Raw genomic sequence first — 13,904 nt, forward strand, 5'->3', positions numbered from 1 at the left:
CGAGTCAGTCCATGACGGTCAGCGGGGAGAGCCAAGAGCAACTCAAAGACGAGTGGACCGACTACCAGTTCGACGGCGCTCCCAAGATTTCGGTCGAGGACTTGGACGTGTTCTACGGCGACGACCACGCCATCCAGTCGGTTTCGATGGACATCCCCGAGAACAGCGTCACCGCGCTCATCGGCCCCTCCGGGTGCGGGAAGTCCACCTTCCTGCGATGTCTCAACCGGATGAACGACCGTATCAACTCGGCGCAGGTCGACGGCTCGGTCGAAATCGACGGCGAGGAGATTTACCAAGACGGCGTGAACCTCGTGGAACTCCGCAAGCGCGTCGGCATGGTGTTCCAAGCCCCCAACCCCTTCCCGAAGTCGATTCGAGACAACATCGCCTACGGCCCGCGAAAGCACGGCGACATCAACGACGGACTCCTCGACAAGCTTTTGGGACGCGCCGAACCCGAAAAAGAGGACGAAATCGTCGAGCGCTCGCTCAAGCAGGCCGCAATCTGGGACGAAGTGAAGGACCGACTCGACGACAACGCGCTGGGTCTCTCGGGTGGCCAACAACAGCGCCTCTGCATCGGGCGCTGTCTCGCGGTGGACCCCGAGGTCATCCTGATGGACGAACCGGCCTCGGCGCTCGACCCCATCGCCACCGCCAAAATCGAGGACCTCATCGAGGAGCTTTCGGAGGACTACACGGTGGTCGTCGTCACCCACAACATGCAACAGGCGGCCCGCATCTCCGACCAGACCGCGGTCTTCCTGACCGGCGGCGAACTGGTCGAGTACGGCGAGACCGACCAAATCTTCGAGAATCCCAACAGCCAGCGCGTCGAGGACTACATCACTGGGAAGTTCGGATGAAACGTTACGACCTTTTCCAGCGGTCGGAGATTCGCTAGCGTCGAATCTCCTCCCTTGCAAAAGCTCGACCAAAAACACGGCGGTCGTCCCGCCGCTCACTTCGTTCGCTCTCGTCCTCCCTTGGTCCGCTCGCTCCTCCCTGCGGTCGTCGCTCGCGGTCGTTTTCGTTGTTCTGCGGTGGAATGGAAAGATTGCGGGACTGTGGGAGGTTCGACCGACCGGGACTGGTCGTCTGCGCCGGAGTCGTCGCCCGACGCATCGCCACGCCAATCGCGTAACGGCGTCAATCGCGTACCCGACCAATCGACACGAACACACACGTCATGGCACGAACTGAGTTCCAGAATCGGCTCGAATCGCTCCGCGAGGCCGTCTGCGAGATGGGCGACCTCGTCGTCTCGCGCCTCCGGCAGGGGTTGGAGGCCCTCGACCGGCAGGACCACGAACTCGCGTGGGCGGTCATCGATGGCGACGAGGAGGTCAACCAACTCTACCTCGAACTTGAACAGGAGTGCATCGACCTGCTGGCGCTTCAGCAACCGGTTGCGGGCGACCTGCGGTTCGTCGCGGCGTCGTTCAAAATCATCACCGACCTCGAACGGGTCGGCGACTTGGCGGTCAACCTCGGCGAGTACGCCCTCTACGCCGACCGGCAGGTGTTCGGCGAGGTGGACCTGCGGGGCCTCGGCGAGCGCGCAGTCGAGATGGTCGAATCTGCCTTGACGGCCTACGCCGACGAGGACACCGTGGCGTGCGTCTCGCTGGCCGACCGGGACGCCGACCTCGACGCGACCTGCGAGCGCGCCAGCGAACTCGTGGTCCGGGACCTCATCCGGACCGAACTCGGCGAGGACGCCGACGACGAGCAGGTCGAGTTCCTGCTACAGGACGTGTCGCGGGTTCTGCTGACGATTCGGGACTTAGAGCGTGTCGGCGACCACGCGGTCAACGTCGCCGCCCGGACCCTCTACATGGTCGAGAGCGACGACCGACTCATCGAGTAGTGGCGGACGCCCGTCAGATACTGCGGGCGAAAGGTACAACACCGGGACACGCGCATTCGTAGATATGCCCCGAGAGGACTATCAGCAGAAGCTCATCGACCTCCGCGAGAACGTCCTCTACATGAGCGAGGTCGTGATGGAGCGCCTTCGGATGGGACTGGACGCCCTCGAACAGAAAGACGACGACTTGGCGTGGGAGGTCATTGACGGCGACGAGGAGGTCAACCAACTCTACCTCGAACTCGAACAGGACTGCATCGACCTGTTGGCCCTCCAACAGCCGGTGGCCGGCGACCTGCGGTTCATCGCGGCGTCGTTCAAGATTATCACCGACCTCGAACGCATCGGTGACCTCGCCACCAACCTCGGCGAGTACACTCACGAGGCCAACCACGACGTGTTCCCCGAGGTTGACATTCAGGAACTCGGCGCGTTCACCGTCGATATGATAGACGACGCGATGACGGCCTACGCCGACGAGGACACCGACGGCTGTTACGGCATCGCCGAGCGCGACGACGACTTGGACGAACTCTGCGAACGCGCCAGCGAAATCGTCGTCCGCGACCTCATCGAGACCGAACTGGAGAACAACACCGAGGAGGAAGTCGAGCAACTGCTTCAGGACGTGTCGCGGCTTCTCCTCACGGTTCGGGACTTGGAGCGCGTCGGCGACCACGCGGTCAACATCGCCGCCCGGACCCTCTACATGGTCGAGAACGACGACGAATTAATCTACTGAGACTTTTCTTGCGGTCGAAATCGCGGCTCCCCCGCGATTTCTCTCAGACCGCACGCTCAATTGTAGAGCATATCTAAAGAAATAATTACAACTCTTTAAGCAACATTTTCATTTCCTTGCTATCTCCTGACGAACCCATCCGCCTGCGGTCACGGGCCAGCAACTCCGTTGTCGGGCTAGCAGTTCTCCCGCGAGCGAAGCGAGCGGACCAAGGAATCCCTCGAAAGCGCGCCTACCGGCGCGCTTGAGGGGGTGACGCCGTGTTTTTGGTCGAGCTTTTTTTATCGAGCGCAGTCGCCGCTGGCGACTGCGCTCGCAATAAAAAGGTCGTAACGTTTTATTGGAACCCGATGCGGTCGTTCCGGCGCTCTTGGGTCGGACTCGAGGACCCGCCCTTGAACTCGTCTTTCATCTGCTCGTAGTAGTCCAGCAGGTCCTCGGTGATGGTCGGCCGGACGTTCTCCATCGCTTGCCGGAAGTGGCTCATGCCGACCTCGGTGGCCTCGTCGTCCTCGCGGAGCGCCTCGATGGCGGCCTCGCGGGCGATGGATTCGAGGTCGCTACCCACGTAGCCGTCGGTGATTTCCGCGAGTTCCCGGAGGCTCACGTCGGCCGACAGCGGCGTGTCGTCGGTGTGAATCTTGAGAATCTGCTCGCGGCCCTCCTCGTCGGGTTGGCCAATCATGACGAGGCGGTCGAACCGGCCCGACCGAATCAGCGCGGGGTCTATCATGTCCGGGCGGTTGGTCGCGCCGATGACCATCACGTCGCCCTTCTCCTCCAGTCCGTCGAGTTCGGTCAGGAGTTGGTTGACCACGCGCTCGGAGACGTTGCTTCCCATCTCCTGACTGCGAGAGGGCGCGAGGCTGTCCAACTCGTCGAAGAAGATGACCGTCGGCGAGACCTGCCGGGCCTTCCGGAAGGTCTGGCGGATGGCCTTCTCCGATTCGCCGACCCACTTCGACAGTAACTGCGGCCCGCGGACCGAGATGAAGTTGGCGTTGGTCTCGTTGGCCACCGCCTTCGCCATCAGGGTCTTACCGGTGCCGGGCGGGCCGTAGAGCAGGACCCCGCTCGGCGGGCTAATACCCAACCGCTGGAACTTCTCGGGCGACGAGAGGGGCCACTCGACGCTCTCTTTGACCTGTTGCTGGGCCTCCTCCAGACCGCCCACGTCGTCCCACGAAATCTTGGGCAGTTCCACGAGGACTTCGCGCATCGCGGAGGGTTCGACCTCGTTGAGCGCGCCGTTGAAGTCCTGTCGCTTGACTATCATCCGGTCGATGAGGCTCGGCGGGATGTCCTCCTCGTCCAAGTCGATTTCGGGGAGGTAGCGCCGCAGGGCCTTCATCGCGGCCTCTTTCGTCAGGCTCTCGATGTCCGCGCCGACGAAACCGTGGGTGTCGTTGGCCAGACTGCCGAGGTTCACGTCGTCCGACAGGGGCATCCCGCGGGTGTGAATCTGCAGGATTTCCTCTCTGCCGGTCTCGTCCGGAACGCCGATTTCGATTTCGCGGTCGAACCGGCCGGGACGCCGGAGCGCCGGGTCAACCGAGTCCACGCGGTTGGTCGCCGCAATGACGATGACCTGCCCGCGGGATTCCAGACCGTCCATCATGGTCAGCAGTTGGGCGACGACCCGGCGCTCGACCTCGCCGGTCACGTCCTCGCGTTTGGGCGCGATGGAGTCCAACTCGTCGATGAAGATGATGGAGGGCGACTCCTCGGTGGCGTCCTCGAAAATCTCTCTGAGCTGTTGCTCGGACTCGCCGTAGTACTTCGAGATAATCTCCGGCCCCGCGATGGAGAAGAAACTCGCGGAGGTCTCGTTGGCCACCGCCTTGGCCAGCAAGGTCTTCCCCGTACCGGGCGGGCCGTGAAGCAGGACGCCTTGGGGCGGTTCGATGCCCAGTTTCTTGAAAATCTGGGGGTGCTTCATCGGGAGTTCGACCATCTCCCGGACGCGCTGAATCTCGTTTTCGAGGCCACCGATGTCCTCGTAGGTGATGCCGCCGCCAGTCTTCTCGAAGCCCGAAATCGGCTCCTCGCGGAGTTCGACATCGGTGTCCTCGGTGATGAGACAGACGCCTTCAGGCTCCGTCTCGACCGCGATGAGCGGAATCGCCTGTCCGGGCGACCGCATGAACGGGTGGTTTGTCGAGGACATCACGGGCACGATGTCGCGCTCGACCACCGGGCGCTTGAGAATCTGGCGCTTGACCATCCCGGCCGCGTCCGAACCGAACTGGACGCTGGCCTCCTCGGGCGGCGCGAGGACGAGTTTGTCGGCCTTCTCGGCCTCGGCCTTCCGAATCTCGACGCGCTCGCCGATGCCCACGTCGGCGTTCTGCCGCGTGAACCCGTCGATGCGCACGGTGTCGGTGTTCCAGTCCTGTCGGTCCGCGCGCCAGACCTTCGCCGCGGTCGTGTCACCGCCTTCGATTTCGATGATGTCGCCCGGACTCAGCTTCAGATGCAGGAGCGTATCCGGGTCGAGACGGGCGATACCGCGTCCCGAATCGTTCGGGTACGCCTTTGCCACCTCTAGTTGGACTTCATTCATGATTTAGTAATACGGGGATTGTTTGTCGATGTGCGCCCGCGAAGGATAAGTCCTTTGCTACCGGGGTATTCGTCCACTAAACCGGCCAACGCGGTCGTCACGTCCGGGCGCATGCTATGATTTTGCATACGTGTTCGCGCTACAAAGCAGTTTGGTGTACTGGTGTAGTTTGTGGCAGACTGCGGGTGCGCTCGGTGGGTACCCAACCGATTCGCTCGGCGTCACAGACCACGGGACGCGCCGCACCCGCGCAGTTCTGCGCGGGTGCGGCGGGGAGGTTCGGGGCGCGGTCTGCGGTGCTGTGCGGGGCAGTCGCGGCGGTGGTCTCCGGGAGACAAACAATCACCGCCTTTTTCGCCGAGAGCGTCTACCTCCCACCATGAAGACGCTCGCATTCGACGGCCGAATGGGCGCGAGTGGCGATATGCTCCTCGCGGCCCTCCTTTCAGCGGGGGCGGACCGCGATGCCCTCGCCCCCGTCGAGGAGGCCCTCCCGATTCGCTACGAGGTCGGCGAGACCCAGAAAAACGGAATTTCGGCGACGACCGTCTCGGTCCTGCTGGAGGACGAAGACGCCGAGTCCGACGACGAGGAGGCCGACGACACCGGCCACAGCCACGACCATTCTCACGACCACTCGCACGACGAGGAACACACCCACGGCGACCACGCTGGCCACGACCACTCGCACGACCACACCCACGCCGAAGGCTCCGGTGCGCTTCGGACCTACCCCGAGGTGGTCGAACTTGTGGAAGGGATGGGCTTGCCCGAGAGCGTCGAGGCCGACGCCCTCGCAATCTTCGAACTCCTCGGCGAGGCCGAATCGAGCGTCCACGGGACCGACCTCGACTCGACGCACTTCCACGAGGTCGGCGCGGACGACGCCATCGCCGACGTGGTGGGCGCGGCGCTCCTGCTGGACGACTTGGCCCCCGAGCGCGTCGTGACGACGCCCCTCGCCACGGGCGGCGGCGAGGTGGAGATGAGCCACGGCGTCTACCCCGTGCCGACCCCGGCAGTGGTCGAACTCGCAGAACGCGCCGACTGGTCGCTCCGGGGTGGTCCGGTCGAGGCCGAACTCCTCACGCCGACCGGCGCGGCGATTCTGGCCCACTTCGCGGAGGGTGTCGAGTCTCTGCCGTCGCTCCGGGTCGAAGCCTCGGGCTACGGCGCTGGCGGGTACGACTTCCCCGAGCATCCGAACGTCCTCAGAGCGATGGTCGGCGAATCGGGGGGTTCCGGGAATCTCGTCTCCGACGACGTGGCGGTCCTCGAAACCAATCTGGACGACGCCCCGCCCGAGATTCTGGGCGGCCTGCAGGACTCGCTCGCGGCGGTCGGCGCGCGAGACGTGTCCATCGTCCCGCTGACGATGAAGAAGTCCCGGCCCGGCCACCTCGTGAAGGTCATCTGCAAACCCGAGGACGCCGAATCGGTCGCGCGCAGACTCGCCGAGGAGACCGGCACCCTCGGCATTCGCCAGACTGGCGCGACCCACCGCTGGATAGCCAACCGAAAATTCGAGACGGTCGTGGTCTCGCTCGACGGCGAACGCTACGAGGTTGACGTGAAAATCGCCAGCGACGACGCGGGCGAGGTCTACGACGTGAGCGCCGAGTACGACGACTGCGCTGACGTGGCGACGGAAGCGGGCGTGGCCGTGCGCGAGGTCATGCGCCGCGCCGAGGACGCGGCCAGAGAATTGTAGAGCATTCCGAAAGAACGAGCCTTATTACTGAAGAAACGGAGAACGTTGCTTTCACTCGTCGGCGTTCCGATGTTCGTCCATCGCTTCTTCCAGAGTGAGGTCCCCGGCCGCCACGCGCCTCGCTAACTCCTCGTCTATCTCCCGGTTGTCGTCGGCCCGCTGGCGGGACTTGTTCTGGATGACCTGCAGTTCCCCGGCGGTGGGTTCCACGTCCCGGCCTTCGACTCGTTCGCCCGACAAGCGAGCGATGTTGACCGCGGCCAGCACGTCGCCCATCCCCCGCGCGCCGGTGCCGAGGTAGGGCGTCGTCCCGGTCTCGTCCACGAGTTCGACAGGGACCTCCTCTAACTCGCGGACGAGTTGGCCGCCTTGCAAGCGCGCGCCGTCGCCGATGCGAACCACGGGGTCCACCGCGTCCGCGACCTCTCTGCGGACCGTCTCGGCCACGTCCGAGAGCGGGACGTGGAAGGCCGCGACTACCATGTCACCCGACAGCACGGCGATGCCGGGCCGGGTGCCGGGGTCCACGCCGACGATGGTCCGGCCCTCACCGCCCCGGAGGCGAGCGAGGGCCTCGTCCACGGCGCGCCGGGGGTCCTCGGGGTCCGCGACGACGGTTTCGACGGTCTGGCCGGTCTCGTCGGCGTCGAAGGCGTCGTCGTCCTCGGCCCGAATCAGGACGGTCGCACCGTCCGGAAGCGCGTCGCCGGGTTCAACCGTGGTGAAGGTCACGCCCCGGTCGCGCAGTTCGTTGACCACGCCGTGATACACCTCGAAGTCCGCTGTGGCGACGACTATCACGAGTCGAGCCTTCGGCGTCGGGTGTAAAAAGTTCAACTACCTCGGCGGTCGTTCGGTCGAGCGCGTCCCGTGACGACGGGCGGACGCCGCCCTCGCGCCGACTCACGCGCCTTCCGGGTGCGGCCCGTCGGCGAGCGTCCCGCAACACCGCATCCGCCAGATGCCGTCGCCGTCCACGAGTTCGCCCGTGAACTCCGCCTGATTCTCCTCGACGCATTGAGGGCACTCCAAGACGGTTGCGACCATCATACTAGATATGATAACATCACTCACGGACATAAGCGATTCGATACTATCTATCTCGTTTACTAATCTCGACTGATGGATAGTTGCGAGAGTACTCGTCCGCGCGCAGAACCGCGCGCCGACGAGCGGACTCCCGGCGCTTGCCGTGACAGCAGGTACCACAAAATCGAACGCTGACAGCGAATCCGGAGCCTTTTGACCGGGTAGGACCAAGCGACTGGCGTGAATCACGAGTCCATCCCGACCGGATGCGGTCCCCTCGACGGTCTCCTCGGTGGCGGCTTCGAAGTCGGAACCGTCACGCAGGTCTACGGCCCGCCCGCCGCCGGCAAGACCAACGTCGCGCTGGGCGCGGCGGTCGAGGTCGCCGCCGAGGGCGGCACCGCGGTCTACATCGACACCGAGGGACTTTCGCTATCCCGATTCGAGCAGGTTGCGGAGGCCCGCGCCGAGGAGGTCGGCGCGGACGACGTGGAGGACCTGACCTCCCGCATCATCGTCAAGGAGGCCTACGACTTCGCGGAACAGGAGGAGGCCGTCCGCGACACCGCCGAACTCGCCGAGCGCGCCGACCTCGTGGTGCTCGACAGCGCGACCGGGTTCTACCGACTCGAACGCGCCGAGGACGAGGAGGGCGGCGAGGCCCTTCGAGAGGTCGCCAGCCAAGTCACCCATCTCCTCTCGCTGGCCCGGAAACACGACTTGGCGGTGGTCCTGACCAACCAAGTCTACACCGACCCGGACAGCGACCGCACCAGACCACTCGGTGGTCACACCCTCGAACACTGGACCGGTACGGTCGTCCGCGTCGAGCGGTTCCGGGGCGGCAATCGGCGCGCGACCCTCGAAAAGCACCGCGCCAAGGCCGCGGGCGAGAAGGTCCAGTTCCGGATTACCGACGAGGGACTCGAAGGCGTCGAGGACGGCGTCAGCGTCTAAGAGCCAGTTTTCTTTCTTCGAGCGTCCGACGGCGACCCGATAGCGACCCGACGACGACCGATAGCCGCGGCTACCGAATCCGGGAAAAAGTACGAGTTCGGTGAGAAGGGACGACTATTCGACGAGGACCGCGTTCACGTTGCCGGACTGGCCGGGTCGGGAGGTGACGCGGGCCTTGCCCTCGCTGGTCTGGATGACCGCGCCCTTGGTGACGATGTTCCGTCGGACGTAGTTCGGGTTGGCGTCGTTCTCCACGACGTCCTCGATGTCGGCCTCGACGGTCTCGCCGCCCTTGGCGACGCTGGCCACGTCGGTCGAGAGCGCGCGGACCTTCTCGGTATTACCGCGGGCGTCGATGGCTCGGAGGCGCGTCTCGCCGACCGTGGTTTCGGTCGGTTCACGGCCCAACTGGTGCTTTTTCTTCTTGTCGTGCGGGCGGCGTCGGCCGCCGGTTCGGGAGCGCGTGGAACGTCCTTGGTCTTTCATACCCGAAAAATCGGCCACGGGCGTACTTATATCCAACCTTTCGCGTCGGGCCGAGTCCGCGCGGGGCGTCGGCGAAGAAGAACAGAATGGATCGGTGTGCCATTTTGAAGACTTTTTGTCTTCGAAACTGGGAATCGTTGCTGAATCCTCATCCTTAAGTGCGTCCGAAACCCAGTCTCGCCACGAGAACGATGCCAAACGGAGTCACCACCGACGAGCGCGTCACCGTCTCGGAAGTGATGGACCGGATTCCCGTCGGTGCGTTCCACCGCCGCCTGCTGGCGATTTGCGGGAGCGCGTGGGCCTTCGACGGCATGGAGGTCATCATCATCAGCTTCACCCTCCCGGTCCTCATCTCGGCGTGGGGACTGTCGGGCCTCTCGGCGGGACTGCTCGGGAGCGCGAGTCTCGTCGGCATGATAGCCGGCAACTGGGTGTGGGGCTGGTACGCCGACAAGCGCGGCCGAATCGACGCCTTCCAGTGGACCGTGCTGGTCTACTCGGTGTTCGCGGGGCTGACCGCCTTCGCCACCGGGTTCTACTCGGGATTCGCGCTCCGGTTTTTGACCGGCGTCGGTCTGGGCGGGGCCTTGGCGGTGGATACCTCCTACCTCTCCGAACACCTGCCGACCGACCGCCGAGGACGCTATCTGGTCTACTTGGACGCCTTCTGGCCGCTCGGAAACGTGTTGGCGGTCGTACTGGCGTGGCTGTTCCTCTCGGTACTGACCGGGCCTGCGGGGACTGTCACCGTGCCGGTCCTCGGCGCTGTCGCGGGGTGGCGACTCCTGTTCGCCAGCGCGGCCTTCCCGGCTCTGCTGGTGTTCGTGATTCGGTCCCAACTCCGGGAGACGCCCTACTACCTCGCGCGCCGAGGAGACATCGACGGCGCAAACGAGCGCATCCGGGCCATCGCCGAGGAGAACGGCGAGGAGTTCACGCCCATCACTGCCGAGTCGGTCGAAACCACCGAGTCGGCGGGCTATTCGCGGCTGTTCGAGACCGACCTCCGGGCGCGGACCGCGATGATTGCGACGGCGTGGTTCGCCATCAACTTCGGCTACTACGGCGTGTTCATCTGGCTTCCCCAGACGGTCGGCGCGGCGGGCGTGGTCGAGAGCATCTCGGTCGGCGGCGTGACCCTCGAAGGTATCTACGTCTACTTCCTCCTCATCGCACTCGTCCAGTTCCCCGGCTACTTCAGCGCGGCCTACCTCGTGGAGAAAATCGGCCGCAAGCCGACGCTCGGGAGCTATCTCGCCCTCTCGGGCGTCTTCACCTTCGTCTTCGCGGCGTCGATGCCGAACGTCTCGCTGTTCGGCGCTGGCCTATCGGGCTTCTGGCCGTTCTTCGGCGGCCTGCTCGCGGCGAGTTTCTTCACCCTCGGCGCGTGGGGTGCTATCTACGCCTACACGCCGGAACTGTTCCCCACCGAGGTCCGGGGCACCGGCAACGGGTTCGCGGGCGGCGTCGGCAAAATCGGCGCGGTCCTCGGCCCGATTCTGGCCGGTGCGCTGGTCGAGACGGGGTATCTGGTGGCGCTCGCGCCGCTTGCGGTGGCGTTCCTCCTCGGCGGTCTGGTGGTGCTGGTCTTCGGCAGAGAGACGATGGGTGAACCCCTGTTCTGACACTCTTTTCTGTTTCTTTCCCAACTCTGATTGTTTTTATAGGAAATAATTAGTTGTCCGAGACTGCGAATCGGGCGACCGACTCACAGGTAGACGCCCGGTACCACGGAAGGAATCGACGCCTAGAGGAACTTACGTCTCCGCGCCGAACGCTCTGGCATGGGCTGGGTACGAGAGTTCTCCTTCGACCGGGAACGGTTGGCGTGGTGGCTGGTCGCCGTCGTCTTGGCCGTCGCCGTCGGCTACGTCGTCACGTCCTTCCTCGGGACGTTCCTGTTGGGACTGTTCGTCTACTACGCCACGCGACCGATGTACCGCCGGCTGTTGGGCCGGATACACCAGCGGACGCTGACCGCCGCCACGGCGCTGTTCGGACTGGCGCTTCCCGGACTCCTGCTGTTGGGCTACACCGTACTCGTCAGCGTCCGAGAGTTGAGTTCGCTGGCGGGGGTCGGCCTCACCGAGTTCGAGGGCGTCCTCGGTCCCTACGTGGACACCTCGCTTCTGCTCGACCCCGCACAACTCGTCGGCATGGCGCAGGCGAACCCCCAGCAGTTACAGGAACTCGTCTCGGACCGCGGCGCAGAGGCCGTCCGCGACCTGCTGGCCTCGCTCGTGGCGGTTCTCGGGGTTCTCGCCAGCACCGCGCTCGGCATCGTCATCACCCTCGTCGTGGCGTTCTACCTCCTGCGGGACGACCACCGACTCGCGGCGTGGTTCCGCGAGGAGGTCGCCGGCGAGGACAGTCCCACCGTGGCGTTCGCCAGCGCGGTGGACAGCGACCTCGAAACCGTCTACTTCGGCAACATCCTGACCGCGTTCGTCATCGGCATCCTGTCGGCGGTCATCTTCAACCTCCTCGACCTCGTGGCTCCCGTCCTCGTCTCGGTGCCCTCGCCGACCCTGTTGGGCCTGCTCACGGGGCTCGCCAGCCTGATTCCGGTGGTCGGGATGAAGTTGGTCTACATCCCACTGGGCATCGTGCTGGCGGTCGTGGCGGGCGTGAACGACCCGACCACGCTCTGGTTCCCCGTCGTCTTCCTGCTGGTGACGTTCGTGGTCGTGGACACGATTCCCGAACTCGTCCTGCGGCCCTACGTCTCGGGCCGGGACCTCCACACTGGACTGGTGATGCTGGCCTACGTCCTCGGTCCGGTGCTGTTCGGGTGGTACGGCCTGTTTCTCGGCCCGCTCCTGCTCGTGCTGGTCGTCCACTTCGTCCGCGTCATCGTGCCGGAACTGGTCGAACGCGACGAGTTCGCGGTCGAGAACCGGACGACTGAATCCGACGCGAGGACCGAATCGCCGCCATCGCGTCGCCGGGTTCCGGGCCGCGCTCCGGTCCGGGCGCTGACCCGCCGCGAGCGGACCCCCGACGGCGGGTCGGACGAACGCTGAATTATTCGCGCTTCTCTCGTTTCTCGAACGTCGGCGTTCCCGGATTCCCAGTGTCGGCGTACCCCCGACGCCTGAGGGCGTAAACCACCTCGCTCAGGGCGCACTCGCCGGACAGAATCGGCTCGCCGTCGCCGGTGAACTCCGCGGTTTTCCGGTTCAACTCGTCCAGCGCGAACTCGTCGCCGAGTGCTTCGAGGGCGTCCCCGATTGTCGCGTCGTTCTCGTCGGGGGCGTACTCCGCGACTTTCTCGGCGGTGCGGTCGGCCATGTCGTCGTAGGTTCGCTGGCCGGACTGCACCGGGTCGCGGATTTTCTTGGTGTACTCCAGCATGCGCTTGCTCTCGGCGACTGCTTCGTCCCAGTTCTCGACCGCCCAGACCGCCAACTCGGGCAACTCGTCGATGGTTCCGGCGAGGCCGTAGTCCCGCGGGATGGCGTCGTAAATCCACGGTTGGTTGCGGGCGATGAGGACCTGCCCGCTCCCGGCCTGCTCGAACCACGTCCGGGCCAGCGTCTCGTACTCGGTCGCCGAGATACAGAGGTCGCCCTTCCTCAGCGCGGACTCGAACTCGTCGCGGGACGCCTTGGGATAGGCCTCGACCCACGGCAGGTCGGCGTACTCGGCCGGAATCCGGCTCATGCTGGTCATCACGGTCCGAATCCCGAACTTCTCGTAGAGGAGTTCGGCGAGGTTCATCACGGTCCCGACCTGCTTCTTGTCCCAGATTGACCCCGCGACGTGGAGGTACTCGGGTCGCTCGGCGTACTCGTCCTCGAACTGCGAGAAGTCGATGGGACTGCCGGTCTGGATGGCGGCGTCGAGGGCGCTGTCCACGACCGACTCCTGTAGCAGTTCACTGCCGTACTCGGCCATTCCCTCCCAATCGACCGTCGCCTTGAACCACATCCCGTCTGAGAGAATCGACTCGGTGAGTTCGGTGTCGCGCTGGAACCCGTTTCGCCACCCCGTCCCGGCGTACTTGAACGGGAGTTGGAGGTCGTGAACGTTGGTGATGATTTCGACGGGCCACGGGTGGCCGACCCGGTGGCCGTCGAGTGCGAACAGCCACTTGGCGAGGTCGGCCCGGCCGCGCCGGAGTTGGTCCACCACCACGTCCACGTAGCCCAACTGGTCGTAGGTCGCTTCCGCGAGGGCTTCCAACTGGCCTTCGCTGTAGCCCGATTCGGTGAACGCGCCCTGATGGCGATGGCCGTGCATGAAGGGGTCGGCCTCGACGAGGGTGACGCGCTCCCGGTCGGCGTGGACGTACTCGGGGTCGTAGTTCGCCGTCTCTGGCGGCGCGAGCAACCAGTAGACGTGGAGGTCCGGGTCGATGTCCAACCACGTCTCGACCCAGACCACCGCGTCGTTGAGCGTGCCGTTTGCGGTCGCGTCGTCGGGCCGGTAGAGTTCGGGGACGATGAGGACGCGCATGAAGTGGCCACAGAGACGGGAGACGCGACCTTGAATCTAGGTCCGAAGCGACCGGTGGTCAGACAACGCCGTTCCCCGCGTG

12 protein-coding genes are annotated in these 13,904 nt (G+C 64.9%); 7 read left to right on the top strand and 5 right to left on the bottom strand.

From position 1 onward, the window contains the following. Positions 1 to 11: 11 nt before the first annotated feature. From pstB to phoU (P2T57_RS08270), 3 genes are all read left to right on the top strand, one after another. Positions 12 to 869 carry a phosphate ABC transporter ATP-binding protein PstB gene (gene pstB, locus P2T57_RS08260; protein ID WP_420028536.1) on the top strand — a complete coding sequence of 286 codons (858 nt, stop codon included), beginning with the start codon at positions 12 to 14 and terminating at the stop codon, positions 867 to 869. Between the two features lie 323 nt (positions 870 to 1,192). Next, complete coding sequence (gene phoU / locus P2T57_RS08265; RefSeq protein ID WP_276302006.1) at positions 1,193 to 1,873, top strand: phosphate signaling complex protein PhoU; 681 nt, start codon at positions 1,193 to 1,195, stop codon at positions 1,871 to 1,873. A 64-nt stretch (positions 1,874 to 1,937) separates the two neighbouring features. Beyond that, on the top strand, positions 1,938 to 2,615 hold the full coding sequence (gene phoU, locus P2T57_RS08270; protein WP_276302007.1) for a phosphate signaling complex protein PhoU: 678 nt from the start codon (positions 1,938 to 1,940) through the stop codon (positions 2,613 to 2,615). A gap of 337 nt (positions 2,616 to 2,952) precedes the next feature. On the opposite strand, the gene P2T57_RS08275 is transcribed toward phoU (P2T57_RS08270), so the two are convergent. Continuing rightward, a complete protein-coding gene (locus tag P2T57_RS08275) occupies positions 2,953 to 5,178 on the bottom strand; it encodes a CDC48 family AAA ATPase (protein ID WP_276302008.1) in 2,226 nt (741 codons plus the stop codon). 379 nt (positions 5,179 to 5,557) lie between these two features. Between P2T57_RS08275 and larC the strand changes: the two genes are divergently transcribed. Continuing rightward, positions 5,558 to 6,889: a nickel pincer cofactor biosynthesis protein LarC gene (gene larC / locus P2T57_RS08280; RefSeq protein ID WP_276302009.1), complete on the top strand. Its 1,332-nt coding sequence runs from the start codon at positions 5,558 to 5,560 to the stop codon at positions 6,887 to 6,889. Between the two features lie 51 nt (positions 6,890 to 6,940). On the opposite strand, the gene P2T57_RS08285 is transcribed toward larC, so the two are convergent. Further along, positions 6,941 to 7,690: a hypothetical protein gene (locus P2T57_RS08285; RefSeq protein WP_276302010.1), complete on the bottom strand. Its 750-nt coding sequence runs from the start codon at positions 7,688 to 7,690 to the stop codon at positions 6,941 to 6,943. Between the two features lie 102 nt (positions 7,691 to 7,792). Next, positions 7,793 to 7,939, bottom strand: a complete 147-nt coding sequence (locus tag P2T57_RS08290) for a hypothetical protein (RefSeq protein ID WP_276302011.1) — start codon at positions 7,937 to 7,939, stop codon at positions 7,793 to 7,795. Between the two features lie 219 nt (positions 7,940 to 8,158). Here P2T57_RS08290 and radB point away from each other — a divergent pair, with 219 nt between their 5' ends. Then, positions 8,159 to 8,875: a DNA repair and recombination protein RadB gene (gene radB, locus P2T57_RS08295; protein WP_276302012.1), complete on the top strand. Its 717-nt coding sequence runs from the start codon at positions 8,159 to 8,161 to the stop codon at positions 8,873 to 8,875. A gap of 114 nt (positions 8,876 to 8,989) precedes the next feature. Here radB and P2T57_RS08300 read toward each other — a convergent pair whose 3' ends face one another. Then, positions 8,990 to 9,361 (bottom strand): 30S ribosomal protein S8e, encoded by a 372-nt coding sequence (locus P2T57_RS08300; protein ID WP_276302013.1) that lies wholly within the window; start codon positions 9,359 to 9,361, stop codon positions 8,990 to 8,992. Between the two features lie 191 nt (positions 9,362 to 9,552). Here P2T57_RS08300 and P2T57_RS08305 point away from each other — a divergent pair, with 191 nt between their 5' ends. Continuing rightward, positions 9,553 to 10,989 carry an MFS transporter gene (locus P2T57_RS08305; protein WP_276302014.1) on the top strand — a complete coding sequence of 479 codons (1,437 nt, stop codon included), beginning with the start codon at positions 9,553 to 9,555 and terminating at the stop codon, positions 10,987 to 10,989. A 159-nt stretch (positions 10,990 to 11,148) separates the two neighbouring features. Beyond that, a complete protein-coding gene (locus tag P2T57_RS08310) occupies positions 11,149 to 12,387 on the top strand; it encodes an AI-2E family transporter (RefSeq protein WP_276302015.1) in 1,239 nt (412 codons plus the stop codon). Between the two features lies 1 nt (position 12,388). On the opposite strand, the gene P2T57_RS08315 is transcribed toward P2T57_RS08310, so the two are convergent. Beyond that, positions 12,389 to 13,822 carry a hypothetical protein gene (locus P2T57_RS08315; RefSeq protein WP_276302016.1) on the bottom strand — a complete coding sequence of 478 codons (1,434 nt, stop codon included), beginning with the start codon at positions 13,820 to 13,822 and terminating at the stop codon, positions 12,389 to 12,391. Positions 13,823 to 13,904 lie beyond the last annotated feature (82 nt).

The sequence above is a fragment of the Halorussus lipolyticus genome (genome assembly GCF_029338375.1).
GTDB lineage: Archaea > Halobacteriota > Halobacteria > Halobacteriales > Haladaptataceae > Halorussus > Halorussus lipolyticus.

Excerpts from the sequence above, each read along its gene's own strand:
- pstB (WP_420028536.1), top strand. The coding sequence starts at position 12 with ATGACGGTCAGCGGGGAGAGCCAAGAGCAACTCAAAGACGAGTGGACC.
- phoU (WP_276302006.1), top strand. The coding sequence starts at position 1,193 with ATGGCACGAACTGAGTTCCAGAATCGGCTCGAATCGCTCCGCGAGGCC.
- phoU (WP_276302007.1), top strand. The coding sequence starts at position 1,938 with ATGCCCCGAGAGGACTATCAGCAGAAGCTCATCGACCTCCGCGAGAAC.
- P2T57_RS08275 (WP_276302008.1), bottom strand. The coding sequence starts at position 5,178 with ATGAATGAAGTCCAACTAGAGGTGGCAAAGGCGTACCCGAACGATTCG.
- larC (WP_276302009.1), top strand. The coding sequence starts at position 5,558 with ATGAAGACGCTCGCATTCGACGGCCGAATGGGCGCGAGTGGCGATATG.
- P2T57_RS08290 (WP_276302011.1), bottom strand. The coding sequence starts at position 7,939 with ATGATGGTCGCAACCGTCTTGGAGTGCCCTCAATGCGTCGAGGAGAAT.
- P2T57_RS08300 (WP_276302013.1), bottom strand. The coding sequence starts at position 9,361 with ATGAAAGACCAAGGACGTTCCACGCGCTCCCGAACCGGCGGCCGACGC.
- P2T57_RS08305 (WP_276302014.1), top strand. The coding sequence starts at position 9,553 with ATGCCAAACGGAGTCACCACCGACGAGCGCGTCACCGTCTCGGAAGTG.
- P2T57_RS08310 (WP_276302015.1), top strand. The coding sequence starts at position 11,149 with ATGGGCTGGGTACGAGAGTTCTCCTTCGACCGGGAACGGTTGGCGTGG.
- P2T57_RS08315 (WP_276302016.1), bottom strand. The coding sequence starts at position 13,822 with ATGCGCGTCCTCATCGTCCCCGAACTCTACCGGCCCGACGACGCGACC.